The 22884-nt window shown below is 61.7% G+C and carries 24 protein-coding genes and 1 pseudogene; 6 read left to right on the top strand and 19 right to left on the bottom strand.

Annotated elements, in window-relative coordinates; all coding sequences use genetic code 11:
- Positions 1–804: 804 nt before the first annotated feature.
- Positions 805–1011: a hypothetical protein gene (locus Q2M23_RS31940; protein ID WP_141342846.1), complete on the bottom strand. Its 207-nt coding sequence runs from the start codon at positions 1009–1011 to the stop codon at positions 805–807.
- Between the two features lie 438 nt (positions 1012–1449).
- A complete protein-coding gene (locus Q2M23_RS31945; protein WP_076834276.1) occupies positions 1450–1653 on the bottom strand; it encodes a hypothetical protein in 204 nt (67 codons plus the stop codon).
- A gap of 844 nt (positions 1654–2497) precedes the next feature.
- Here Q2M23_RS31945 and Q2M23_RS31950 point away from each other — a divergent pair.
- Both Q2M23_RS31950 and Q2M23_RS31955 read left to right on the top strand, forming a co-directional pair.
- Positions 2498–2551, top strand: a pseudogene (locus Q2M23_RS31950) (twin-arginine translocation signal domain-containing protein); the annotation flags it as partial.
- A gap of 403 nt (positions 2552–2954) precedes the next feature.
- The gene (locus Q2M23_RS31955) at positions 2955–3575 is read left to right on the top strand and encodes an amidohydrolase family protein (RefSeq protein WP_316398166.1); all 621 of its coding nucleotides are present in this window, start codon (positions 2955–2957) and stop codon (positions 3573–3575) included.
- 61 nt (positions 3576–3636) lie between these two features.
- Here the strand turns inward: Q2M23_RS31955 and Q2M23_RS31960 are convergent, their stop codons facing one another.
- Together Q2M23_RS31960 and Q2M23_RS31965 are read right to left on the bottom strand one after the other, a co-directional pair.
- Positions 3637–3906, bottom strand: a complete 270-nt coding sequence (locus Q2M23_RS31960) for a hypothetical protein (protein ID WP_141342844.1) — start codon at positions 3904–3906, stop codon at positions 3637–3639.
- A 132-nt stretch (positions 3907–4038) separates the two neighbouring features.
- Entirely contained in the window at positions 4039–4710 is a 672-nt protein-coding gene (locus Q2M23_RS31965) for a Crp/Fnr family transcriptional regulator (RefSeq protein WP_233442927.1), read from the bottom strand.
- Between Q2M23_RS31965 and Q2M23_RS31970 the strand changes: the two genes are divergently transcribed.
- The gene (locus Q2M23_RS31970; protein ID WP_233442928.1) at positions 4700–4852 is read left to right on the top strand and encodes a hypothetical protein; all 153 of its coding nucleotides are present in this window, start codon (positions 4700–4702) and stop codon (positions 4850–4852) included. The genes Q2M23_RS31965 and Q2M23_RS31970 overlap by 11 nt on opposite strands.
- 215 nt (positions 4853–5067) lie before the next feature.
- Here Q2M23_RS31970 and Q2M23_RS31975 read toward each other — a convergent pair whose 3' ends face one another.
- Genes Q2M23_RS31975 through Q2M23_RS31995 form a run of 5 tightly spaced genes read right to left on the bottom strand, consistent with a single transcriptional unit; the run spans position 5068 to position 9620 of the window.
- Entirely contained in the window at positions 5068–5904 is an 837-nt protein-coding gene (locus Q2M23_RS31975; RefSeq protein ID WP_316398167.1) for a phosphodiesterase, read from the bottom strand.
- A 3-nt stretch (positions 5905–5907) separates the two neighbouring features.
- A complete protein-coding gene (locus tag Q2M23_RS31980; protein WP_316398168.1) occupies positions 5908–6972 on the bottom strand; it encodes an ABC transporter ATP-binding protein in 1065 nt (354 codons plus the stop codon).
- Positions 6969–7754, bottom strand: coding sequence for an ABC transporter permease (locus tag Q2M23_RS31985; RefSeq protein ID WP_316398169.1), 786 nt, complete (start codon positions 7752–7754; stop codon positions 6969–6971). Before Q2M23_RS31985 ends, Q2M23_RS31980 begins: the two co-directional genes overlap by 4 nt.
- Positions 7755–7758: 4 nt before the next feature.
- Positions 7759–8574 (bottom strand): ABC transporter permease, encoded by an 816-nt coding sequence (locus Q2M23_RS31990; RefSeq protein ID WP_076834043.1) that lies wholly within the window; start codon positions 8572–8574, stop codon positions 7759–7761.
- A 38-nt stretch (positions 8575–8612) separates the two neighbouring features.
- Entirely contained in the window at positions 8613–9620 is a 1008-nt protein-coding gene (locus Q2M23_RS31995) for an ABC transporter substrate-binding protein (protein WP_069275426.1), read from the bottom strand.
- 192 nt (positions 9621–9812) lie between these two features.
- Between Q2M23_RS31995 and Q2M23_RS32000 the strand changes: the two genes are divergently transcribed.
- Positions 9813–10964, top strand: a complete 1152-nt coding sequence (locus Q2M23_RS32000; protein WP_316398170.1) for a zinc-dependent alcohol dehydrogenase — start codon at positions 9813–9815, stop codon at positions 10962–10964.
- Between the two features lie 36 nt (positions 10965–11000).
- Here the strand turns inward: Q2M23_RS32000 and Q2M23_RS32005 are convergent, their stop codons facing one another.
- The 8 genes from Q2M23_RS32005 to Q2M23_RS32040 form a co-directional block, all read right to left on the bottom strand.
- Positions 11001–11705: an ABC transporter ATP-binding protein gene (locus Q2M23_RS32005; RefSeq protein ID WP_316398171.1), complete on the bottom strand. Its 705-nt coding sequence runs from the start codon at positions 11703–11705 to the stop codon at positions 11001–11003.
- A 3-nt stretch (positions 11706–11708) separates the two neighbouring features.
- Entirely contained in the window at positions 11709–12479 is a 771-nt protein-coding gene (locus Q2M23_RS32010) for an ABC transporter ATP-binding protein (protein ID WP_316398172.1), read from the bottom strand.
- Positions 12476–13462, bottom strand: coding sequence for a branched-chain amino acid ABC transporter permease (locus Q2M23_RS32015; protein WP_316398173.1), 987 nt, complete (start codon positions 13460–13462; stop codon positions 12476–12478). Before Q2M23_RS32015 ends, Q2M23_RS32010 begins: the two co-directional genes overlap by 4 nt.
- Before the next feature lie 9 nt (positions 13463–13471).
- Positions 13472–14356 (bottom strand): branched-chain amino acid ABC transporter permease, encoded by an 885-nt coding sequence (locus Q2M23_RS32020; protein ID WP_076834052.1) that lies wholly within the window; start codon positions 14354–14356, stop codon positions 13472–13474.
- A gap of 52 nt (positions 14357–14408) precedes the next feature.
- A complete protein-coding gene (locus Q2M23_RS32025; RefSeq protein ID WP_316398174.1) occupies positions 14409–15662 on the bottom strand; it encodes an ABC transporter substrate-binding protein in 1254 nt (417 codons plus the stop codon).
- 67 nt (positions 15663–15729) lie between these two features.
- Entirely contained in the window at positions 15730–18120 is a 2391-nt protein-coding gene (locus tag Q2M23_RS32030) for a xanthine dehydrogenase family protein molybdopterin-binding subunit (protein WP_316398175.1), read from the bottom strand.
- Complete coding sequence (locus tag Q2M23_RS32035) at positions 18117–18602, bottom strand: (2Fe-2S)-binding protein (protein ID WP_316398176.1); 486 nt, start codon at positions 18600–18602, stop codon at positions 18117–18119. The genes Q2M23_RS32030 and Q2M23_RS32035 overlap by 4 nt, the downstream gene beginning before the upstream one ends.
- Positions 18599–19480 carry a xanthine dehydrogenase family protein subunit M gene (locus Q2M23_RS32040; RefSeq protein ID WP_316398177.1) on the bottom strand — a complete coding sequence of 294 codons (882 nt, stop codon included), beginning with the start codon at positions 19478–19480 and terminating at the stop codon, positions 18599–18601. The genes Q2M23_RS32035 and Q2M23_RS32040 overlap by 4 nt, the downstream gene beginning before the upstream one ends.
- A gap of 169 nt (positions 19481–19649) precedes the next feature.
- Between Q2M23_RS32040 and Q2M23_RS32045 the strand changes: the two genes are divergently transcribed.
- Together Q2M23_RS32045 and Q2M23_RS32050 are read left to right on the top strand one after the other, a co-directional pair.
- Positions 19650–20747 carry an LLM class flavin-dependent oxidoreductase gene (locus Q2M23_RS32045; protein ID WP_316398178.1) on the top strand — a complete coding sequence of 366 codons (1098 nt, stop codon included), beginning with the start codon at positions 19650–19652 and terminating at the stop codon, positions 20745–20747.
- Positions 20748–20759: 12 nt separating this feature from the next.
- A complete protein-coding gene (locus tag Q2M23_RS32050) occupies positions 20760–21635 on the top strand; it encodes a polysaccharide deacetylase family protein (RefSeq protein ID WP_316398179.1) in 876 nt (291 codons plus the stop codon).
- A 6-nt stretch (positions 21636–21641) separates the two neighbouring features.
- Here the strand turns inward: Q2M23_RS32050 and Q2M23_RS32055 are convergent, their stop codons facing one another.
- Both Q2M23_RS32055 and Q2M23_RS32060 read right to left on the bottom strand, forming a co-directional pair.
- Entirely contained in the window at positions 21642–22328 is a 687-nt protein-coding gene (locus tag Q2M23_RS32055) for a TetR/AcrR family transcriptional regulator (RefSeq protein WP_018272811.1), read from the bottom strand.
- Entirely contained in the window at positions 22325–22879 is a 555-nt protein-coding gene (locus Q2M23_RS32060; protein WP_076834073.1) for a flavin reductase family protein, read from the bottom strand. The genes Q2M23_RS32055 and Q2M23_RS32060 overlap by 4 nt, the downstream gene beginning before the upstream one ends.
- Between the last annotated feature and the right edge of the window lie 5 nt (positions 22880–22884).

The following is a 22884-nucleotide window of genomic DNA, read 5'->3' on the forward strand; positions in this document are numbered from 1 at the left end:
GGATACGGCGCCCCTCATTCGAGCGCCGGAGGGACTTGAACCCTCCTGACTCATGCGCTGCCCAGCGCACACTATGCCCTCTGCTGACTTCTGCACTGCGGTCAGATCGCCTTACGACGACCTCAGTCTCGTTGCCGAGACGCAGCGCAGATCTCCCGAGGTAAGATCGACCGCCTTCGCCGCACGCCCGCCGGATTTACCACCCCGGCCCTTGATGACCGTGGACTTCGCGATCACGTGCTCGCTCGTCCGGCCGGGTAGGCCTCGTTATCCGGTTTTTGTCCATCGGGCCGCGGCTTTGCTCCACGCTTCCTTCAGACCCCACCTCGCGATGACGCCCTTGCGCTTCGCTAATCCTTCACCGTCATCAGGCTGGATAGAGGACTTCCACCTCCAAGCTGCCGGTCATGCTCGGCACACACAGAATAGCGCCCCGTAGGGCGCCTCGTACCTCACGTATTGAGGGCCACTCAGTACACCGATGCAGTCAGCATTGGCATGACGCCGAATGATGCCTGCCACACCCAATAGACGGGCCTGCATTTCACTTTCAAACTTCTGATGATGTGCGTCTAAACAAGCCCCCGCTCCACCGCCATGCGCCGCGCACCAACTTCAAGGTAGAGCCGCGCCGCACTGATCGCCGTACCGCGGTCTGGCCCGTCCAATAACCGACAGAAGTGCGCTCTGCGCCATTCTTTAATGCGACGCAGCCGGCGCCGCATATGCGCCGGTCGTTCGGCGGCGATGTCTTAAGGTAGGCCGTCATTCCCTGCTCCCAGAGCGGCACACCATATCTCGGGATCAACGATTCAGCTTGCCGTATTTTTCTGCAACGGCATACATCGCTTCGTAGTTTTCGCGTCGCAACTCGCCAGAGTAAGCAAAGCCATTTCTTGTCGCAATGTTCTGCAGCGTCCGATAGTAGCTAGGCAAGTTCGTGTTGACCGCCTCCACGATGCGAGGGACGAGAGTCATATCCCTAGATTGTCGGTCAACCTGATCGGCCAACTGCCGGGTCGGGTGGCAGTCTTGATCGAATCAGTTTCCGCCGGGTCGCTCGCCAAAATGGGAACTTCCGGGGACACGGCGGGAGACTTTCGGCCGTCTGGGCTCGGAAGCAGTAAACGCCGAGATGACGGAGACCGACGCGATCCGTAGAAGTCAGCCATTTTGGGCCTATTCTCATGCATTTTCAGGCACTTGCCTGATAGCGGGAGGGATCGAACCTCCGAATGGCGGAATCAAAAATCCGCTGCGGTCAACGCCGTTCGTCAAACGATAAGAAGTCGCACGGCGAACGTACCGTCGTCTTCAAGACGGCGCCGGTCTATTTGCGTCGGTAACACCACCATTAGACTTGCAGGCGCCTCCGATTGGATTCCCGCCCTCGGACCTCAGGGGGGAATTTGATAGCCACCTTAGTCTAGTGACATCTTCTGAAGATAATCAGTTTTTGGTCTGATTCTGACTCTGAAGAATATGCATTTCTGCTCGCGCCAAGTGCCGACGAAGTGCGGCAATTGCCTGAAGGCTCACCTCGAAGGCGACGGGGCCCATCTCCTTAGTCTCCAGTCGAATGGCAGCATGTCCGTCGGAACGCAACATCGTCTCCGAACCAGTCACATTCAGGATCACCAGGTTTCGGTCCATTTTCCCTCCCATCGAACCCGTCTTCTCACGAGGACGTTTCCTTGTTGCTTAGACGAGGCAGTGCTCGCGTCTGGTCGGCTTCGGCGTAAGCAGACCCTATTTCGGCCTCGCTTCTTTCATTTTAGCATCAAATCGCCGTTCCGTTCCGCCAACGGAGCACGCGGCTCCGCCGCACACCGCTGGGTCGCGTCGACTCTTGAGGAAATCCCGCTATCGTTACCAGGAGATTCGTCTTGATTGGCCGGGCATTTTCACGGCGTTGGCAGCTAGCAAATGCGGTGAAAGCGCAAGGTTAGTGGATGATGAACAAGCGGATGGCGACGGACGGCGATCTGTCGCGGTTTCAGTCCGACGGGGAACAGACGATTTTGGGGGTGGCGCCAGAAAACCTTTGATGTCCCACATCAGCGCGAAATCGCGAGAGGGCTGAGTGGCCTTTGGTCCAGAAGGCGCGATTGCTGGCGGCGCCAATCCGCTCGAAAAGCGCTCGCGAAAGTGGCGATAGTGATCAATGCCATCACTTGCATGCTGAACGGTGCGGTGCGGTCGTGATATTGGCATTTGTCGTGTTCGCGACCTGATCAAAGTCGATCGAGGGTGACGCATTGCCGATCTGACTGAATGCTATCCATTACACGGCGACTTGCCCGCAAACAGCGCAATGGCACGCGCAGGCGTATTGCAGACGAAGTGCCGAAATGGCGCGACATCATCGCAAAGGCGGGGATCAAGCCGGTCTGAGCAGATCAACATTGCGCGACACGCACAGCGTGTGATCTTGCGAGCACTAGCCAGCATCCCTACGCTCCCCCTCCATAACATAACAACCAGGGAGGCGATCGTCATGACTACAAGGCGGGATTTCCTGAAAGCGGGAGCAAATGCGGCGGCAGGCATCGTGTTCTGCGGCTGCGGGCTCGTCCACAACGCAAATGCGCAGCAACCGCGCCAGCAGTTGCCGGTCACGGTCAACGGCAAACGTGTCAAGACGATCGACATTCACGCGCATTGCCATTTCCGCGAGGCGGGCGCGCTGCTCGGCGCGGACGCCGGAAAATATCAATTGCCGCCGGTCAACGGCGCCAGCGAGGCCTTCATCGAGATCGACAAGCGACTGGCTGCAATGGACGCGCAGGCCATCGACATGGAGGTGCTTTCGATCAATCCGTTCTGGTACGACCGCGACCGCGATCTGGCCGGAAAGATCGTGAAAATCCAGAATGAAAAGCTCGCCGAACTCTGTGCCTCGAAGCCCGACCGGTTCGCGGCGTTCGCCTCGCTGACGCTGCAGGCACCGGACCTTGCGGTGCAGGAGAAAGCAGGGGCTGAAGGGCGCTGCGATCGGCGGTGTCGTCGACGGCGCCGAATTCTCAAATCCGAAGTTTCATCCGGTATGGGCCAAGGCCGAGGAACTCGGCGTTCCCTTGTTCATCCATCCGCAGGGCGTGCCCGAGCTCAACAAGCGGCTCTCCGGCAATGGGTGGCTTGGCAACACGATCGGCAATCCGCTCGAGACCACGATCGCACTCTCCCATTTGATCTTCGAGGGCACGCTCGATCGCTTCCCGGGGCTGAAAATCATCGCCGCACATGGCGGCGGTTATCTCGGCTCGTACGCCGACCGCTCGGACCATGCCTGTCTGGTTGGACCCAAGGGATGCAATCCGGAGATCAAGCTCCAGAAGGCGCCGGCGGAGTATCTGAAGCAGATATATTTCGACTCTCTGATCTTCACGCCGGAGGCGATCCGGCACCTCGCCGCCCAGGTCGGCGCCGGCCAGATCGTGCTGGGAAGCGACTATCCCTATCCATGGCAACTGGCGCCGGTCGACCACATCTTCGCCTCGTCGTCGCTGAGCGACGATGACAAGGCCAATATTCTCGGGCGGACCGCAGCAAAGCTGCTTGGAGTAGCCGCGTGAGGACGGCTTGCTGTTGAACAAGCGCCTGTCGTCGCGCCTTGCGCGACGACGGCATCAACGATCAGTAGGCCTTCACCGTCCGGATCTCGCTGCCCGGCCGCACCGTTGGTGCCACCTGCGCGATATTGGGTATCGGATCAGTGTAGACGGTGTCGGTTCCGACGAACTCCGCTTGCGCCGCGTCCGATATCCATCTGACCGCAGCCGGGTGACTGACCAGCATCCCGATCAGCGCAACGATGACGAGCAGCGGCAGCGCGACAAGCTTGATGCTGAAGCTCTGGTAATTGTGCTGTGGGTTCTGCCGCCGCTTGTCGAAAGAGCTCTGCATGGATTCCTCCATATTGTGCTCCCTTGACGCGTCGCTTACCGCAGCGCACGCAAGGCCGATGTGAATGGCTTCACAGGCCTTGTTCAGCTCACCGTTTCGTGAAATGCGCGACCGACCGGGCAGCCGGCGCGACTACTCGCCGTCGTTCGCCCCGGCGTCGACCAGCTCCTGGAGGGTCTCGCGCTTCAACACGACGATCGCGCCATGCTCGAGCCTGACCCAACCGCGTATTGCCCACGCCCGGAGCTGCTTGTTGATGCTCTCGCGCGTCATCCCGACCATCTCGCTGATCTCCTGCTGGGTGATCGAGATGGTGCGTCCCTGCGGCTTGTGCTTGTCGCTCAGTCGCAGCAGCGCGCTGGCCAGACGGCCGGGCAGGTTCTGCAGGATGACCTGCTCGACCTGATCGCTGGTCCGGCGCAGTCTTTCGCAAAGCAGCTCGATGAACTTCATCGCAAGCGTCGGCTGGCTGCGCACGAACGGAATGAACTCGCGCCGGTCAATGACGAACAGCTCGCAATTGGTGTTGGCGGTGGCATCGGCCGTCCGCGACAAGCCGTCGAGCAGCGCGATCTCGCCGAAGATCTCTCCGGCCTCGATCAGGTTCAAAATCGCGTTGCGACCATCCGGCGACGAGATGCTGATCTTGACCGTGCCCGAGATCACCGCAATCAGGCTGGTGCCCGGATCGCCCTTGGAAAAGATCGTCGTGCCCCGCTTCAGCGTGGTGTGCTTGGCGTAGCGGCAGAGCTGATCGAATGCTTCGGGCTCGAGATCGGCGAAATAGGGATGCTTGCGCAACACCGACAGCTTGTTGTTCGAAAACAACGGCGCGCCGGAAGTTCGTTCTATGGGCGGCGCTCCGGTCATCGTGATCCAGACTGATTGTGTTGCGTTCAATCGGCCCGCCAGCACAGCGGACGCCGACAAAGCCATCGATCAATGAAAGCAGACAGAAGTATAGCCCCCCCGGGGGCCTACAGCAACAAAGGGACCGAGCCGGCGCATTGGGAGGCATCCAAGGTACAATTTGGAATAAATCTGCGTCGATGCAACGCTCAATTGCAGGCGACGGGCTGCCCTTGATCCGACATGCCCGACCGATCCGCGACAATCTCGCCTGGCAAGATCCCGTCGGTGCGAGGGGTCAACGCGGCCAGCTCACAGCAGCTTGCCGTCCGGCCCAAAGAACGGATGCGGCCCGTCAAACTGACCGATCGGGACCTGGTGCGTGACCAACTGTCCAAAATCCGGACCGGGAAACCACGTGTGCAAATGAAATGCCGGCGGTTCCACCTTGAACGACGGTTCGCGGAGCTGTCCGAGGTCCAGGTCAACCGCATGGTTCGGCGCGGGGCACAATGTCGCGGGAATCCCGGCGAAGGAGGTCAGCATGGCACGATGGACGTGCCCGCAGCCGATCAAACGCACCCGCGGATGGCGCCTGACGATTGCTGCCAGTTCTGCGGCATTGAAAAGGTCCTGGCGGTCCATGTGCCAGATGCCGCCCTTGAACGGCGGGTGATGCAGGAAAAGCAGCGCGGGCCGGTCTGCTGCCGCCAGTGTCGCGTCCAGCCATTGCAGCGTCGACGGCTCGAGCATGCCATGAGGCTTCCCGGCAACGCTTGAATCAAGCAGCAGCAGATCGAGGCCATTCACCTCGATCTCCTGGTCGAGCGGGCCTGTCGCGTGAACATAGGGTGCGGCAGGAAACGCGGCGCGCATCCACGCACGCGAATCGTGATTGCCGGGAATTCCGGCAAACGGAACGCGCAACGGCGCGAGCAGTCGTTTGAGATGGTCGTATTCCTCGACCGACGGCGTATCGACAAGGTCGCCCGAGATGACGACGAAATCGGGCGCCGGCTCGAATCCATTGATCGCCACCACGCAGCGTTCAAGCGCCTTCGCGGTATCGACCCGGCCATAGGCCAACGCTCCCGGCGGCTTGATGTGGAGGTCGGAAATCTGGGCGATGAGGATCGGTTTCGACGGCATCGATCAATCTCGTGGTTCGGAAGGGAGCAGACGGACAGCGTCGGGCGCGATCGAAAGCCCGACACGATCGCCGATCCTGGCTTGAATCGTGTTGGGAGCGTCGACATTGAGCGGCTTGCTCGATGCATCACTCACGACGAGCCGCTGCCGGTCGCCGATGAAGCTGACGGAATCGACGAGTCCCGAGAGCAAACCCGCGCCCGCCTCCGTCACGCGAATGGTTTCGGGGCGGATCATGACGGTCGCGTTCGCGGTCGTCGCGCCACCCTCGATCGGCAGCCGCCCGCCGGGCAGGATCAAAACGCCGTTCTCGACCGGAGCCTCTACAATGTTCGCCGCTCCGATGAACTCCGCCACAAACCGGTCCTTCGGCGCGAAGTAGACCTCGCGGGGCGTACCGATCTGGGCGATTGCGCCTTTCCGCATCACGACAATCCGGTCGCCCAATTCCATGGCTTCGGACTGATCGTGGGTGACATAGATCGTCGTGATCCCAAGCGCTCGCAACAGCCGGTTGAGCTCGCTGCGCAGCCGGTCCCGCAACGCGGCGTCGAGCGCGGTCAAGGGCTCGTCGAGCAGCAAGATGCCGGGCCGGATCGCGACGGCGCGCGCCAGGGCGACGCGCTGACGCTGGCCGCCCGAAAGCTGGTCGATGCGGCGATTCTCCAATCCCGTGATGTTCGTCAGAGCAACCAGCTCGGCGACGCGTGCGGCACGCTCGCCCCTGGCAACACCGCGGATCTTCAGCCCGTAGGCGATATTGTCCGCCACCGTCATGTTGGGGAACAGGGCGTAGGACTGGAACACCATCCCGACATTGCGCCGCTCGATCGGGACCGAGGTCATGTCCTTGCCGTCGAACAGGACCTTGCCGCCGACATCTGGCAGCTCGAGGCCCGCGATGATGCGCAGCATCGTGGTCTTGCCGCAGCCGGACGGCCCAAGCAGCACCAGCGTCTCGCCACGCGCAATGTCGAGGGTCGCGGGATCGAGCGCGCGCGTGCCGTCGGTAAAGGTCTTGCCGCACGCCTCAATCCGCACCGCTGCGCCATGCCCGGCCGTGCTCATCGCTTGTGATCCCTGTCGGCCAATAGCTGCATTGCGACCAGCAGCGGAATGATCATCACGAAGAAGATCAACGTATAGGCCGACGCCACTTCGAGCCGCATCGAGGCGTAGCTGTCGGCGAGCCCGATCGGCAGTGTCTTCGTCAACGGCGTATGCAGCATCCAGGTCAGGTTGAATTCGCCGAGCGACAGCGTGACTACCATTAGCGCGCCGGCGAGAATTCCGGGTAGCGCGTTCGGCACGATGACGTCGCGGAAGCGTCGGCATGGCGATGCCCCGAGCGAGGCCGCCCCCTCATCCAGCGTCTTGATGTCCACGGTCGCGAACACCGCCATCACCGACCGCACCATGAACGGCATGGTGAAGATCACGTGGCCAACCAGGATGAACAGCCAGGAACGGCGAAAGTCGCCGAAGCTGCCATAGGCGAGCAGCAGTGCAAGCGCAATCGCAAGCCCGGGGATCGCCAAGGGCAGCGTAATGATCTCCTCGACGATGCGCGCAAGCCGGCCTCCCCGCGCATGCAGCGCATAGGCTGCGGGAACGCCGGCAAGCAGTGTGACCGCAAGGGTCGCGAATGCGATCACGAAGGAGAGCAGGATGGTGCCGGCATAGAGCTCCCAGACCTGCGCGACCCATTGCAGGGTCACGCCGGACTGGATGCCCCGGAAGTAGTTCACGGTGACGCCGGCGGAGATCGACAACCCCGCGGGGACGACCAGGAAGGCGGCAACGAGCAGCGTGAAGATGAACTGGCCGGTGAAGATCAAGCGATCACGCATGCGTTCACCCGGCCGCCGCGACCGCGCTGCCGCTGAACGAGCGGGCGAGCGCGAGGATGAGCCAGGTGATCAGGCCAAGTCCCACCGACAGGGCGGCCGAGGTCGCGAAATTGGCGGCCAGCGTGAACTCGGTATAGATCAGCATCGGCAGCACATCGATATTCGTCGCCAGCGTAAACGCAGTCCCGAAGGCGCCCATCGCGGTCGCAAATGCGATCGCGCCGGACGCAACGAAGGCCGGCGCCAGCGCCGGCAGCACGACGTCACGCTGGACCGCCCAGGGGCTGGCGCCGAGCGAACGCGCGGCTTCTTCCAGACCGACATCGAGCTTCTGCACGGCCGCCATGATGGTCAGGATCACGCGCGGGATCGAGAAGTAGAGATAGCCGAGGAACAGCCCGTAGATCGAATAGGCGAAGACGAACTTCTCGCCGAAGATCCGGTTCGACAGATCGCCGATCAGCCCCTGCCGCCCCGCCAGCAGGATGATCATGAAGCCGACCACCACGCCGGGAAACGCCAGCGGAAAGGTCAGCATCGCGATCAGCACGGCCCGGCCTGGAAAGCGGTGCCGCTGCAGAAACATTCCGGCGATCGTCGCCACGATCAGCGTGACGACGGTCGTTGCCGCCGCCAGGAGCACGGTATTGATCAGCGTCGCGCGATAACGAGATTCGGTCAGGATGGCGAGATATCCGGCGAGCCCATGCGGCCCTTCGGCGCCTGCGACAACCAGCCGTGCCATCGGCAGCAGGAAGAATGCCGTGGTCACGACCGCGAGCGGCAGCAGGCAGAGCCAAACGAAGGATTTTTGCGACATCGGAAGAATGGTGCCCCGGCGAAGGGCACCATATTGCCTCAGCGAACCTCGGCGAGATAGCGGTCGACGAAGGCTTTTTGCACGTTTTCCATCTCGCCCCAGTCGACGCTCTTGGCGCGGGCATAGTCGCTGTCGGGGAGGAATTTCCCCTTCACGGAAGCCGGCAGCTCGATCGGGCGGGCCGGACGCAGATAGGCATTGGTCCAGATCGCCTGCCCCTTGTCGGACAAGAGATAGTCCATCACCTTCTTGGCCTTCTCCTTGTCGGGCGCGTTCTTCACGAGACCAACGACATAGGGAAACACCACCGATCCCTCGCAGGGAATCACAAACTCGAAGTTGCCCTTCTCCGAATATTTCGCGCGATAGGCATTGAAGTCGTAGTCGAACAGGATCGGCATCTCACCGGAGACGACGCGGGCATACGACGTCTGCTTGGGTACGATCGGATCGTTCTTGCGCAGCTCCTTGAAGAAGCTGATCGCCGGATCGAAGTTGCCTGGCGAGCCGCCGAGCGCCAGATTGACGGCGACCGCGCCGACATAGCCGACCGCCGCCGACGACGGATCGAGATAGCCGACCATCCCCTTGTAGTCGGGCTTCAGGAGATCCTTCCAGCAGGCCGGCACCGGCTTGCCGCCAAGCGCATCCTTGTTCACGAACAGGCCGAGCGTGCCGGAGTGGATCGTGGTCCAGTAGCCATCCGCGTCCTTGAGGCCGGCCGGGACCTGATCCCAATGCGCCGGCTTGTAGGGCTCGAGCGCGTCCTGCGCCTTGGCCTTCATGCCGAAAGTCACGCCGAAATAGCCGATATCGCCGACCGGATTGCTCTTCTCGGCCAGGATCTGGGCCAGCGCCTGGCCGGAATTCTTGTTGTCATGCGGGATATCGTAGTTGAGATCCGCCTTGATCGCCTTCAGCATCGAGGCCCAATCCGCCCATTCCGGCGGACAATTGTAGCAGATCACGTCGGCCGCCCTGGCGGATTGCCACGGCGCGATCAGCATCAGCGCCAGCAACGCAAGGACAAGGCGGACGGTCTTCATGGGAGGCTCCGGTCTGGGAGAGGATGCAATGAGGATTTCAACATCAACCGGGCGACCAAGTATAGGCCGCGTATGAATGTTTTGCGACGCGCTTGCTGCCGTGCAGCAAATGCAACGGCTCCGATGCCGACCATCGGGTGCTCGCGGCAGCCACTGGTTTCGCGCTAGGCTGACGGCCGAAAGAGGAAGCCCATGTACCAGCCGCCCGGCGTCAACACATCGCCTGATCTGCCCGTTCCCGGCCTGATGCAGGCCTGGGTCCTGGGTGACCCCGGCCGGCTCCTGCTTTGCGAAAAGCCGACGCCGGTCCCCGCGCGTGCCGAGGTGCTGGTGCGCATCGATGCGGTTGCGATCTGCGCCACCGATCTCGAAATCATCCATGCCGGGTCGCCGGCAAGCATTGAGGGCGGCCTGCCCTTCAACAAGAACTTCACGCCGGGCCACGAATACATGGGCACGGTCGCCGCACTCGGACCGGACGTTGACGAATTCAGGATCGGCGAGCGGGTCAGCGTCGAGATCCATGCCGGCTGCGGTCAATGCAAACGCTGCCGCCAGGGCATGTACACATCCTGTCTCAACTATGGAAAGCCGGAGAAGGGCCACCGCGCCAACGGCTTTACGACCGACGGCGGATTCGCGGAGTACGCAGTCAACCACATCAATACGCTGGCGCGCGTACCGGATAGCATGAGCGATGCGGAGGCGACGCTCGTGGTGACCGCAGGCACGTCGATGTACGGCTTGACGGAATTGGGAGGATTGGTGGCCGGCGAGAGCGTCGTGGTGATCGGCCCGGGGCCGATCGGACTTCTCGCAGTTGCCGTGGCCAAGGCGCTTGGCGCAAGCCCGGTGATTCTGACCGGCACGCGCAACAAGCGGCTGGCGATCGGCGGGGAATTGGGGGCCGACCGCGTCATCAACATCAACGACGAAGACGCCGTTGAGGTCGTGAAGCAACTAACAGGGGGAATCGGCGCGGACTATGTCGTCGAATGTGCCGGCACCGAAGCGACACTCAACCAGGCCATTCACATGACCAATCGTGGCGGCAAGATTTGTCTGGCCGCCTTCCCACACGAGGCTGCGACGCTGGACATCGCGCATCTCGTGCGAAACAACATCTACGCTTACGGGATCCGCGGCGAGGGCCGCAGCGCCACTCGCCGCGCCATGGAATTGATGGCAGCGAAGCGATTCGACGCGACAAGGATCCACACGCATACGTTTCCGCTGGAAGACCTGCCGACGGCGCTCAGATATGCACGGGATCGCGTGGATGACGCGATCAAGGTCGTCGTCACCACCCGCAAGGTCGACGCGATCGCGCGCGCTGCGGAGTAAGGTCCGTTCGCGCCGGCGGGAGACCGGAAAGCCCGCTCACACCGAACAATATCGCTCCTTGATCTCGTCGTCGGCCAGCAGGGCCTGCGCCGAGGCCTGGTGCACCACTGCCCCCTGATCAAGGATGTAGGCACGATCGGCGATGCCAAGCGCGAGCTCGACATTCTGCTCAACCAGCAGCACCGTCGTTCCCTGTGCCTTCATGTTGCGGAATAGCTCGAACATCTCGTCGACCAGGACCGGCATGATGCCCTCCGAAGGCTCATCCAGCATGATCAGGTCGGGCTTTGCGATCATCGCCCGCGCGATCGCCAGCATTTGCTGCTCGCCGCCGGACATCGTGACCGCCTCCTGGTCCATGCGCTCGGCCAGCCGTGGGAATATCATCGCGATCTCGTCGATCAGCTCGGCTTCCCGCTTTTTGGCCGACGACGCCACCAGCCCGAGCCGCAAATTTTCCCGGACCGACAATCCCTGCACAATCCGCCGCTCTTCGGGAACATAGGCAAGTCCCAGCGCGAAGCGCACATGCGCCGGCCGGCTCAGCAGCTCCTTGCCCTTGAAGGTGACCGAGCCGCGCGTTCGTCCCATCAACCCCATGATCGATTTCAGCGTCGTCGTCTTGCCGGCTCCATTGCGACCGATCAGGCAGACGATCTCGCCCTTGGTCACCTCGAGAGTGATGTCCTGCAGCGCGTGACTTGCGCCGTACCAGGCATTGAGCTTGCTGATCTGCAGCATTCGTCAATGCTCCCGCTGGCCGAGATAGACGCGCTTCACCGCCTCGTTCTGCCGGACCTCCTGCGGCGTTCCTTCGGCGAGAAGTTCTCCGTGATGCAGCACGAGGATGCGATCGCTGATCCCGAGCACCAGCTTCATCTTGTGCTCGACGAGGATGACCGTACGCTCCTTTGCGAGCTTCACGATCAGATCCATCATGGTCCGGGTCTCCTCCGGGCTCATGCCGGCCGTCGGCTCGTCCAGCAACAGCAACCGGGGTTGGCTGGCAAGCGCCATGCCGATCTCCAGCGCCCGCTGCTCGCCATGGGCCAGCGTCCTGGCGGCACGTTCGCGAGATTCCCACAATCCGACCAGCGCAAGCAGCTCGTCCGCCCGCTCGACTAGCTCGGTCAGGCGCGCGCGGGGACGCCAGATGTCGTATCTCGACACCAGCGCCTGCAGACCGACGCGGATGTTTTCACGGGTCGTGAGCTGCGGGAACACGCTGGTGATCTGAAAGGACTTTGCGATCCCCATATGCGCAAAGCGGTGCTGCGGCAGCCCGGTGACATCCTTGCCCTCGAATTCAACGCTGCCTTTGGTGGGCGCAAACGCGCCGCACAGCAAATTGAAATAGGTGCTCTTACCGGCCCCGTTCGGGCCAATAATGGAGGTGATCGCCCCTCTGGAAAACTCCGCCGAGATATTGTTCAGCGCGACAAACTTCCCGAACGTCTTGCCGACGCCCCTGGTACGCAGAATGATTTCCGCGGTTTGGCCTTCGGCGGCGCTCATCGCCTGCCTCGCGCGATCAGTGTGCCCCAGATGCCGGCGGGGAAGAACAGCACGCATGCAATGAAAATGGCGCCAACGATCAGTTGCCAGTGAACCGTCCACACGGAGACCACGTTCTCCAGGACCAGGAACACCGCGGCACCGATCATCGGCCCGAAGAACGTCCCCATACCGCCCAGGAGAGCAATCATCACGACCAGGCCCGAGGTCTCGTAGTGCAGGATCTCGATCGGAACGATCGACAGATGCAGCGCCTGCAAGGCTCCCGCGAGACCGCAGAAGCCGCCTGACAAAACGAAGGTCAGCAATCGGGTCTTGGTGACGTCATAGCCTGACGCGCGGGCGCGCATCTCATTCTCCCGCACGGCCTCAATGACGGCGCCAAATGGCGAGGCGAGAATGCGCGACATCACGAAGAAAGCGGCAATCACAAAAGCCGCGATGACATAGTAACGGATCATCGGATTGATGAAGTCGAGCCGCAAGCCGAACAGATCGATGGTGCGGACATTGATGCCGCGGAGGCCGTTTTCGCCACCGGTCAGGTCAACCGCCTGATAGAACAGGTAGTAGACACACTGCGACAGCGCCATCGTTACCATCGCGAAGTAGATGCCGCGGGTCCTGATCGCGAGCACGCCAATCAACGATGCCATCAACAGGCCGCCGGCGATCCCGGCTGCGATGGCCGCATACCATGGCCAGCCAAAATGCACGATGGCGATGCCACAGAGATAGGCACCGGTTCCGAACAGCGCGGCATGACCAAACGACAGCAGACCGAGATAACCAAACACGAGGTTGAAGCCGACGGCATACAATCCATAGATCAGGATGTTCACCGCGAGGGCCGTGAACGGCATCACCAACGGGAAAATCAGGATCACCGCGGCCACGATGCTGGCGCGATGCCGCGTTGCGAATTCGTACCAACTGCCCGTCGTGGCACGAGACTGTTTGATGGATTCGGTGGCTCCGATCATCCCTGGCTCTCAGCTCATCAGTCCGGCGCGGCCGAAGAAGCCTTGGGGACGAACGATCAGGACGATGGCCATCAGGGCAAAGATCGAAACCTTGGCCATCTCGGGCGCAAACAGCGACGTCATGCTGACCACCACACCAACGAGGAGGCCCGCCAGTACGGCGCCACCGATCGAGCCCATGCCTCCTACGACCGTCACCACGAAAGCCTCGGCGAGAATCGTGCCGCCCATCTCAGGAATGACGCCTTGAAGCGGGGCAGCCAGCAGCCCGGCAAAGCCCGCAATCGCGGTGCCTATCCCGAACACGATCAACCAGACCCTGGAAACGTCGACCCCGAGGACGCGGACGATTTGCGGATCGCGCGCGCCGGCGCGGATAATGAGTCCGAAGCTGGTCTTCTCCAGAAACAGCCAGAGCGCCAACAAGACAACGGCCGTCGCGCCGATCACGAACAGGCGGTAAAGTGGAAAATATCCGACACCGATGTCGACGGCCCCCTGCAGCAGCTCAGGCGTGTCGAATGGATAACCGGTCTTGCCGAAGGCAATGCGCACGCATTCGACCATGACGTAGCTCAGCCCGAAGGTCAGCAGCAGCGGATAATCGATGCCGCGGCCGTAAAGCGGCCGGATCAGCACGCGCTCGACGGCAAGGCCGAACAGCCCGATCAGAAGCGGTACCGCCAGCAAGCAGAGCCAGAAATTGCCGCCGATCGAAATCAGGTACAGCCCGACATAGGCGCCGACCATGTAGAACGCGCCATGGGCGAAGTTGACGACGGTCAACATCCCGAAGATCAGCGAGAGGCCGATCGCAAACAGCACGTAGATCGCGCCGAGCGCCAGCCCAGCGAATAGTTGCAGTGCAATCAGATCAAAGCTCAGGCCCGCCATTTGTCCCCCCCTCAGGACGCGCACCGCTCCGCGGTGCGCGCCGGCGCATGGCTCAGCTCTTGTGGCCAAGCGTGTCGCAGGTACGCAGGTTCTTCTCGTTAGGCTCTTCGGTCGATAGAACCTCGAACACATCTGACTCGTTCTTCATGTCCTTGGACTTCGACTTGATCACGAGCACCGATTGCACCGATTGGTGATCGCATTTGCGATAGTATTGCGGCCCCTTGTAGTAGTCGTACTTCAGAGCCTCCAGTGCCGCGACGACCTTGTCGGTCTCCACGCTGCCCGCGCCCCTGACCGCCTCGAGCACCGTCCGAACACCGCCATAGCCTAGCGCACCGTAGTCGGTAGGCAACTTGCCGTCATACATCTTGCGGAACGCGTCGTTGAACGCCTTGGTCGAGGCGAACTTGTCCTCGATGCCCCAGAAGAACGAGCAGCCCCCGACGACGCCTTCGAATGCCTGGGGGCCCGCCGCAACGCGACTGGCATGCGACAGCAGCGGCGCGATGATCTGGATCGATTTCTTGATGCCGAAGTCGGTCGCCTGCTTCAGCGCGATCTGCTGATCGCGGCCGAAATTGCTGATGCATAGAATATCGGGCTTGAGCGCCTGGAGACGCGGCAGCAGGGTCGAGAAATCCGTCGTTCCAAGCGGATGACGGATGTCACCGAGGTTCTCGATGTTGAACTGCTTGCCGACCTCGAGAAAGCCGCGAACCATCTCGTGACCATAAGCATAGTCCGCCGTGAGAAACGCCACCTTCTTGCCGAATTTGGTGAAGGCGTAGCGCCCGACCGCCCCTGACGTCATGTGCGGGTTCAGCGCTTCGTGGAACGTGTATTTGCTGAAATCTGCCGCCTCGTTGATGGCGTCGGACTGGCTGATCGAATTGAAGATGACGCCGCGTTCCTTGGTGACGTTGTTGATCGCGAGCTGAACCGCCGCGGACAGACTGCCGACGACGAAATTCACCTTCTCCTTCTCGACCAATTCCAGGGTCCGCGTCGCCGCCTCCCCCGGATTCAGCTTGTCGTCACGCACAACGAGCTCGGCCTTGCGGCCGTTGAGACCGCCGGCATCATTGAACTGGGCGACAGCAAGCTGACCCGCCCGCACCTGGTCCTGGGCCTCGGCGCCGTATGGACCGGTCAATGGAACCGGAAAGCCGATCTTGATGGGCGCTTCCTGGGCCTGAAGCAGATTGATGCGAAAAGGCGAGACGGCGAGAACGGCGCCGGCGCTTGCCGTCGTCAGCAGACGACGCCGTGATATCGATCCAGCTTTGGTGACCTTCTTCGTCATGACTATTCCTCCCCAAGAACTGTCTGCGTTTTGCGTATCGTATTATCGTTGCCCGGAACGTCTCCACTCAGATCCGTCCCAGGGCGGTCAGGATAACCTGAGGCGTGAGCGGAATCTCGGTAATTGTTGCGTCGAACGGCCGGAGCGCGTCATTGACCGCGTTGGCCACCGCAGCTGCCGCGCCGGCCGTCCCCGCCTCACCTGCCCCTTTCGCTCCCAGCTCCGATTCCTGCGTCGGAGACACCACGTGGCCGACCCCGATATCGGGCATCTCGCCGGACATCGGGACCAGATAGTCCGCCATATTGGCATTGGTCAGCTGACCGCGTTCGTCGTAGATGCACTTCTCGAACAGCGCCGCGCCGAGACCCTGCACGACCCCGCCCCGGATCTGCTCGTCGACCAGTTGCGGATTGATGATGGTGCCGCAGTCCTCGACAACCCAATGCTTCAGCAGCTTGACGAACCCGGTCTCGGTATCGACCTCGAGCCATGAGGCCTGAACGCCGTTGGTGAATGCAAAGGGATATTGGCGCGGAACGAAATGCCGGGTCGCCATCAATTCGGGCTGGATGCCGGGCGGCAGGGTGTCCGGTCGAAAATAGACGATCCGCGCAAGCTCGTGCAGTTCGATGCGCGGCGCGCCGTCGGCGGCGTTGACGATACCGTTGTCGACGATATCGAGCTCGGCCGGCGTCGATTGCAGGATGGCCGCGGCGACGTCCAGGATATTCTCTCGCAGGGCCTTGGCTGCCTGCAATGCAGCTTCGCCGCCGATGCCGGCACCGCGCGAGGCCCAGGTGCCACCGCCATAGGGCGTGTGGTCGGTGTCGCCCAGGATGACGCGAACGCGTTCCATCGAAACGCCAAGCACGCTGCCGACGATCTGGGCCGTCAGCGATTCCGACCCTTGCCCCTGTTCCGTGATGCTGGTCTGGCAGATCACCGACCCTTGCGCGTCGAGCCGGACCGCAACGCCATCCTGCGATGAGATTTTCGCGCCGCCCACGCCATAGAAGGCAGCGCTGGGATTGGTCACCTCGATGAAGCTCGCGATTCCGATGCCTCGATGGACGTTTCTGGCGCGCAAGGCCGCTTGCTCAGCCCGCAACGCGTCGTAATCCATCATCTGAAGCAGCTTGGTCAACGAGGCGTGATGCGAAAGCTGCTCGAACTTCATGCCCGAGGGCGATGCACACGGATAGGCATCGTCGGCGATCAGATTGCGCCGCCGGATTTCGACGGGGTCCATGCCGATCTTCGCTGCCGCCAGATCGACCAGGCCTTCGGTGACCGAACAGGCGATCGGGTGTCCGACCGCCCGGTACTGGCACATTACGTTCTTGTTCTGGAAAACGACGCGCGCCCGTGCCCGATAGTTCGCCGTGGCATAGGGCCCACCGACCAGGTTGACCACCTGATTGGCCTCGATGGCGCTGGTGCGCGGATACATCGAATACGGGCCGATCCCCGTCAGGTCGTCGATCTCGAAGGCTGTGATGGTGCCGTCCGGCCTGACGCCGATCCGACCCCTGCATCGATGATCGCGGGCGTGGATGTCCGTGTTGAAACTCTCGACGCGGTCCGCCACGAACTTGACTGGCCGACGCAACAGCTTGGACAGCGCGTAGGTCGCCATTTCGTCGGCGTAGATATGGACCTTGATGCCGAACGAGCCGCCGACATCCTTGCAGACCACCCGGACCTGCGCTTCCCCTAACCCAAGATGCAGCGCCGCGATGTTCTGCACCATATGGGGCGCTTGCGTGCCCTGATAGATCGTGAGCCGTGCCTCGGCCGCATTCCAATCGGCAACGACGGCGCGCGGTTCAAGTGTCACGCCGGTGTGGCGCCCGAATACGAAGTCGGCCTCGACGAGTTCGGACCCCGACAATGCATGATCGACGTCGCCGGCGTCGAGCGTCCGCTCAAAGGCAAGATTGTCGCCGAGCGCAGCATGAATGACGGGAGCTGCCGGATCGAGCGCAGCACGCATGTCCGTGACCGCCTCGAGCTCCTCGTAGTCGACTGAAATGTGCTCCATGGCATCTTCAGCTGCAGCACGGCTGGTCGCCACAATCGCTGCAACGGCCTCGCCCTGCCAGCACACGCGGTCGACCGCGATCGCGTGCTGCGGCGCTGACTTCAGTCCCTTCAGGTGCGAGAGCACCCCGACCCACGGCGTGATGACCGCTTCAAGTTCACGACCCGTGACGATGGAAACGACACCGGGCATGCGCCTTGCCGCCTCGGCGTCGATCGCTGCGATTTTGGCGTGGGCATGTGGCGACCGTAGAAAAACCACATGCGCCATCCGCGGCAATTCGAGATCACTGACATATTGGCCCCGCCCCTGCAGTAACCTGTCGAGGTTCGGCCGCGGTACGGTCTTGCCGATGTAGGAATTCGGGCGATCAAGCACCGAAAGCGTGTCTGCTGGCGCCCGCGTCACCGTCATACGCCCCGCTCCGCGCGCGTCTTGGCTGTCGCCTCCACCGCATCCACGATGGCCTGATAGCCTGTGCAGCGGCAATAGTTGCCGGAAAGATGTTCGCGGATTGCTCGACGATCAGGCACGGACACGTGCTTCAGCAAGTCCTGCGCCGTGATCAGCATCCCAGGCGTGCAAAAGCCACACTGCAATGCATTGCGCTCGCGAAATGCCGCCTGAAGATCGGCTATCTCACCGCTGTCAGACAGCCCCTCGATTGTCTCGACTGACGCGCCCTGCGCCTGGACCGTCAGCATCAGACAGGAGCGAACGATCTCGCCATCGAGCCGGACCGTGCAGGCACCGCAAACGCCGTGCTCGCACCCAACGTGAGTTCCGGTAAGCTTGAGATTCTCGCGGAGGAAATCAGCAAGATTGAGCCGCGGCAAGACGAAGGCGTCGATGGGTTCGCCATTGACCAGAAGCGAGACCGGTACCGGAGCGTTCACTTGCCGACTCCCGTTTCCAGTTCTGGCCGTGCCAGCAATGCTGCCACGCAGCGCCGGAGCAAGACCGTCGCGAGGTGTCGACGCATGGCCGCGGTCGCCTGCTGGTCCTCCTGTGGATCGAGTTCATCGGCCAATGCGGCCGTCGCCTCTGCGAGCAAGGCGGGAGTTACCGTGGCATCGATCAGTTTGCCGGCGGCCGCCGCGAGCAATGGCCGGTCGCCAACAGCAAAGAAGCCGAGGCGAAGAGCTGAGAACCTGCCGGCCGCAACTACGGCACGGGCGGCGAGACCAACGACAGCGTAGTCGCCATGCCGCCGGGCATATTCCTGAAAGAAAAATGTCGAGCCTTGGCCTGCGACCGGCACCTCGACCGCGACAAGCAACTCGTCGGGCAACAGTGCCGTTTCGTAAATTCCCCTGAAAAACGCCGTCGCAGTAATCCGGCGTTCGCCGGCCGAGCCCCGAACAACGATCGTGGCGTCAAGCGCCACAACACAGGCCGGCAGCTCCGAGGCAGGATCGGCGTGAGCGAGGCTACCGCCGATCGTTCCGCGATTGCGAATTGCGGGATGGGCAACGTGGGCAACGGCATCGCGCAACAGCCGCGCGTGCAGTGCAACCTCCGGCGATCTGAGCAGATCGACGTGCCGGGTCAGCGCGCCAATGACCAGCACGTCTCCCCTCACGGTGATGCCGCGCAACTCGGCGAGGCCGCCGATATCGACCAGGATGTCCGGAGACAGGAGCCGCAGGTTCATCGCCGGCATCAGGCTCTGACCACCCGACAGAACCTTCGCCTTGTCGCCGTGCATGGCGAGCAACTCCAGCGCGTTCACGACGCTGGTCGCGCGGGCGTAGGCGAAAGCCGCAGCTTTCATGTGGGCGTGGCCTCCCGGGCCCAATTTTGGTTTGCCCGATTAGAGGGCCGCCCTCTTCAAAGGTCAAGCTTGTTTATCGAGTGATTATTTGTGCGGCAGGACTTGTCTTCGCCTCGGGAAGGCCGCAGGTTCCTTGCCAACTAAAGTTCAAATCGCGGGGAGGCGGATCATGAAGCTCGGTTTTTTTACGATGCCGATCCATCCTCTCGACAAGGATTGGCGGCAATCGCTCCGGGAGGATCGCGAGGCCTTTCTGCTCGCGGACGAGCTCGGCTTCACCGAGGCGTATGTCGGCGAACACGTCACCGACAAGGCCGAGAACATCACCTCCAGCATCGCCTTCATTGCCTGGCTCGCAGCCGCAACCAAACAGATCAAGCTCGGAACCGGTACGATCAACATGCCAAACACGCATCCGGCAGCTATCGCAGCGTCCGTCGCCATGCTCGATCACATGCTTGATGGCCGTTTCATCCTTGGAATCAGCCCCGGTGGATTGCTGTCCGACGCGGAGGTTTTCGGCAATCTCGATGCCGACCGCAATGCCATGTTCCTTGAGGCCATCAACCAGGTTCTTGATATCTGGGCTGGTAAACCGCCTTATGATCTGCAGGGCAAATATTGGAACGTCTCGGTCAAACGGACTCTGATCGAGGACATCGGCCAGGGAATCGTCGCTCGCCCTTTGCAGGCGCCTCACCCGCCAATCGTGGTAACCGCGGTGGCGCCATTCTCAAAAGGTGTCACGGAGGCGGCGGCGCGCGGCTGGGATCCGATCTCGGCAAACTTCCTGATGTCGGCCTGGGTGAAGAGCCACTGGCCGAAATATGTCGAGGGTTGTGCGCGCGCGAACCGGGCAGCCGAGCCTGCCAATTGGCGCGTCGCCAAGAGCGTGTTCGTGGCAAGGGATGCAGCAACCGCGAAGGCCTATGCCACGTCATCAGACAGTCCGTACGTGTACTATTATCACCAGTTGTTCACGAAGCTGAAGCGTAGTGGCCGGCTCGAGTTGTTCAAGACGCGACGGGATCAAGCCGACGCTGAGGTCACACTGGAATCGATCTGCGACAAATTGATCATCTACGGCACGCCCGAAAGCGTGGCTGACCAGTTGCTGGCGTTCCAGGAAGAGATTGGCACCTTCGGAACCCTGCTTTACGCCGGCAAGGACTGGAAAGATCGCGAGCTTGGCCGTCAATCGATGATCCTGATGGCCGAGAGGGTCCTGCCGCGGATCAATGCCACCGCTGCCGGATCATCGACGTGAAGGAGGTTCGACATGGCCTTTACTGATCGCATTCCGTACCAGGCGCAGGTCGACCGACCGAAACTGACATTACCTGACGGCAAGAAGCTTGCCGTGTGGGTTATCCTCAATGTCGAGGAATGGCGCATCGAGAATGCGATGCCACGCACCGTGCTGAGCCCACCGATGGGCCAGCCCCTGCTGCCCGACGTGCCGAACTGGTCGTGGCATGAATACGGCATGCGCGCCGGCTTCTGGCGACAGTTCAAAGCCCTCACCGATCGAAAGATACCGGTGACGCTGGCTGCGAACGCCAACGTCTGCAACAGCTATCCGCGTGTGGCGTCGGCGGCGCGCGAGGCGGGATTCGAATTCATGGGACACGGGTTTGTTCAGGGCCCGATGCACAAGGTCGAGAACCAGGCGGACGCAATCAAGCGCGCGGTCGACACGATTGCTGGATTTACCGGCAAGCCGCCGCGATCATGGGAAAGCCCGGGCCTGACCGAAACCGAAGAAACGCTCGATCTCCTGCGCCTCAACGGGATCGAATACGTGGCCGATTGGGTGATTGACGATCTCCCCCAGGACATCGCCACGCCGCACGGCACCGTGACGACGATTCCCTATTCGGTCGAGACCAACGACATTGTCATTCACGCGCTGCAACACCTTCCGTCGGAACAGTTCCTGACCCGCTGCACTGACCAGTTCGATCGGCTGTACCTTGAGGGCGCAGAGAACGCGCGGATCATGGCCATCTCGGTGCATCCCTACATCACGGGCGTGCCGCATCGTATCAAGTACCTGGAGGCCCTGCTCGATTACGTCATCGGCCATGACGGCGTCGCCCTCATGACGGCAAGCGAGATCGGAGATTGGTATCGGGGGCAGATGGCGACAATGTAGCCCGGGTCAGCCGACGACCTTGATCGGCGCCCGTCGACGATCGGTCGCGCTCTCCGCCATCCTCTCAAATCCCGCGAGGAAGATATCCAGCGCGTCACTGATCATTTGCGCCTTGTCCTCGAGGACAGGCGCTTCGTAGATGTACTTGCGTACGCCATAATAGAAGATGCCGCCGTGAAACACCCAGGCCAGCTCGAGTTCTGCGGCGCTGGGCCTGCCTTGCGTCGCGAGGCCGGCGTCGTGGCGGCATTCCCGGAGAATGCGTGTCAGGATCTTGTCCTTGACCATGCCAACATACCACCGATTGATATCGAGGCCCTTCAGGCCGGAGTAGAGATAGATCCGGAGCCATCTTCGGTTGAAAATCGCGTCGGTATAGATCTCGTAAAATTCCTGAAGCCGCACGCGGAGCGGACGTGACCGATCCGAGAGCAACTTCTCCCAGCCGATTTCAAGCGGTTCGAGATATACCTTGCGGTAGACCTCCTTGATGAGATCGTCCTTGCTCGGAAAGTAGCGGTAAAGCAGCGGCTGCGTTACGCCGAGCTTGTGAGCAAGGGCGCGCGTGCCGCCGCCAAATCCCTCCTCCGCAAATAGCTCGGTTGCCTTGGTAACGAATTCACTGCGACGATCGACGGCTGATAGTCGCCTCTGCTTGGCACGAACGCGCTTGACGGGCGTCTTTCGATTCATGATGTCTTGTCACCACCCTCAGCCAAAAACCCGCCAAAACCTCCGCGCGCGAACACCAGCGGATTGTTCCGGTTATAGGCGTAGGCTTCCACCGCGCCCAGGAAAATGACGTGATCCCCGCCATAGTAGCGGTTGGCGGCACGGCATTGGAAATTCGCGACCACATCGGCAAGCACGGGAGCATTCCCGAGGCCCGGCGTCCAGCTTACGCCCGCGAACTTGTCACCCGACGATCTGGCAAACTGCACCGCCAGCGCCTGTTGCGACGCGTCTAGAACGTTGACCGTAAAATGGCTAGCATTCTGGAAGATCGGCAGTCCCTGCGAAAACATGCCCAGGCTCCACAACACAAGTGGCGGATTGAGCGACACCGATGCAAAGGAATTACAAGTAATTCCATAGGGCCGTCCTTCAGCCGCCATCGCGGTGACTATCGTCACACCTGTTGCGAACGTACCGAGCGCATTGCGGAAATCACGGGGATCGATCGCCGAACTATCGCTTGCGAGCTCACTGGCGGGATCCAGCGGATGTTTGGGCGAGTCGGACATCCGGC

It is taken from the genome of Bradyrhizobium sp. 33ap4 (assembly GCF_032654765.1).
In the GTDB taxonomy this organism is placed as follows: domain Bacteria; phylum Pseudomonadota; class Alphaproteobacteria; order Rhizobiales; family Xanthobacteraceae; genus Bradyrhizobium; species Bradyrhizobium australafricanum.

What these genes read in the sequence shown, in the direction of transcription:
- Q2M23_RS31945 (WP_076834276.1), bottom strand. Translation starts at nt 1,653, where the DNA reads ATGGACCGAAACCTGGTGATCCTGAATGTGACTGGTTCGGAGACGATG.
- Q2M23_RS31960 (WP_141342844.1), bottom strand. Translation starts at nt 3,906, where the DNA reads ATGCAGAGCTCTTTCGACAAGCGGCGGCAGAACCCACAGCACAATTAC.
- Q2M23_RS31975 (WP_316398167.1), bottom strand. Translation starts at nt 5,904, where the DNA reads ATGCCGTCGAAACCGATCCTCATCGCCCAGATTTCCGACCTCCACATC.
- Q2M23_RS31980 (WP_316398168.1), bottom strand. Translation starts at nt 6,972, where the DNA reads ATGAGCACGGCCGGGCATGGCGCAGCGGTGCGGATTGAGGCGTGCGGC.
- Q2M23_RS31985 (WP_316398169.1), bottom strand. Translation starts at nt 7,754, where the DNA reads ATGCGTGATCGCTTGATCTTCACCGGCCAGTTCATCTTCACGCTGCTC.
- Q2M23_RS31990 (WP_076834043.1), bottom strand. Translation starts at nt 8,574, where the DNA reads ATGTCGCAAAAATCCTTCGTTTGGCTCTGCCTGCTGCCGCTCGCGGTC.
- Q2M23_RS31995 (WP_069275426.1), bottom strand. Translation starts at nt 9,620, where the DNA reads ATGAAGACCGTCCGCCTTGTCCTTGCGTTGCTGGCGCTGATGCTGATC.
- Q2M23_RS32000 (WP_316398170.1), top strand. Translation starts at nt 9,813, where the DNA reads ATGTACCAGCCGCCCGGCGTCAACACATCGCCTGATCTGCCCGTTCCC.
- Q2M23_RS32005 (WP_316398171.1), bottom strand. Translation starts at nt 11,705, where the DNA reads ATGCTGCAGATCAGCAAGCTCAATGCCTGGTACGGCGCAAGTCACGCG.
- Q2M23_RS32010 (WP_316398172.1), bottom strand. Translation starts at nt 12,479, where the DNA reads ATGAGCGCCGCCGAAGGCCAAACCGCGGAAATCATTCTGCGTACCAGG.
- Q2M23_RS32015 (WP_316398173.1), bottom strand. Translation starts at nt 13,462, where the DNA reads ATGATCGGAGCCACCGAATCCATCAAACAGTCTCGTGCCACGACGGGC.
- Q2M23_RS32020 (WP_076834052.1), bottom strand. Translation starts at nt 14,356, where the DNA reads ATGGCGGGCCTGAGCTTTGATCTGATTGCACTGCAACTATTCGCTGGG.
- Q2M23_RS32025 (WP_316398174.1), bottom strand. Translation starts at nt 15,662, where the DNA reads ATGACGAAGAAGGTCACCAAAGCTGGATCGATATCACGGCGTCGTCTG.
- Q2M23_RS32030 (WP_316398175.1), bottom strand. Translation starts at nt 18,120, where the DNA reads ATGACGGTGACGCGGGCGCCAGCAGACACGCTTTCGGTGCTTGATCGC.
- Q2M23_RS32040 (WP_316398177.1), bottom strand. Translation starts at nt 19,480, where the DNA reads ATGAAAGCTGCGGCTTTCGCCTACGCCCGCGCGACCAGCGTCGTGAAC.
- Q2M23_RS32045 (WP_316398178.1), top strand. Translation starts at nt 19,650, where the DNA reads ATGAAGCTCGGTTTTTTTACGATGCCGATCCATCCTCTCGACAAGGAT.
- Q2M23_RS32050 (WP_316398179.1), top strand. Translation starts at nt 20,760, where the DNA reads ATGGCCTTTACTGATCGCATTCCGTACCAGGCGCAGGTCGACCGACCG.
- Q2M23_RS32055 (WP_018272811.1), bottom strand. Translation starts at nt 22,328, where the DNA reads ATGAATCGAAAGACGCCCGTCAAGCGCGTTCGTGCCAAGCAGAGGCGA.
- Q2M23_RS32060 (WP_076834073.1), bottom strand. Translation starts at nt 22,879, where the DNA reads ATGTCCGACTCGCCCAAACATCCGCTGGATCCCGCCAGTGAGCTCGCA.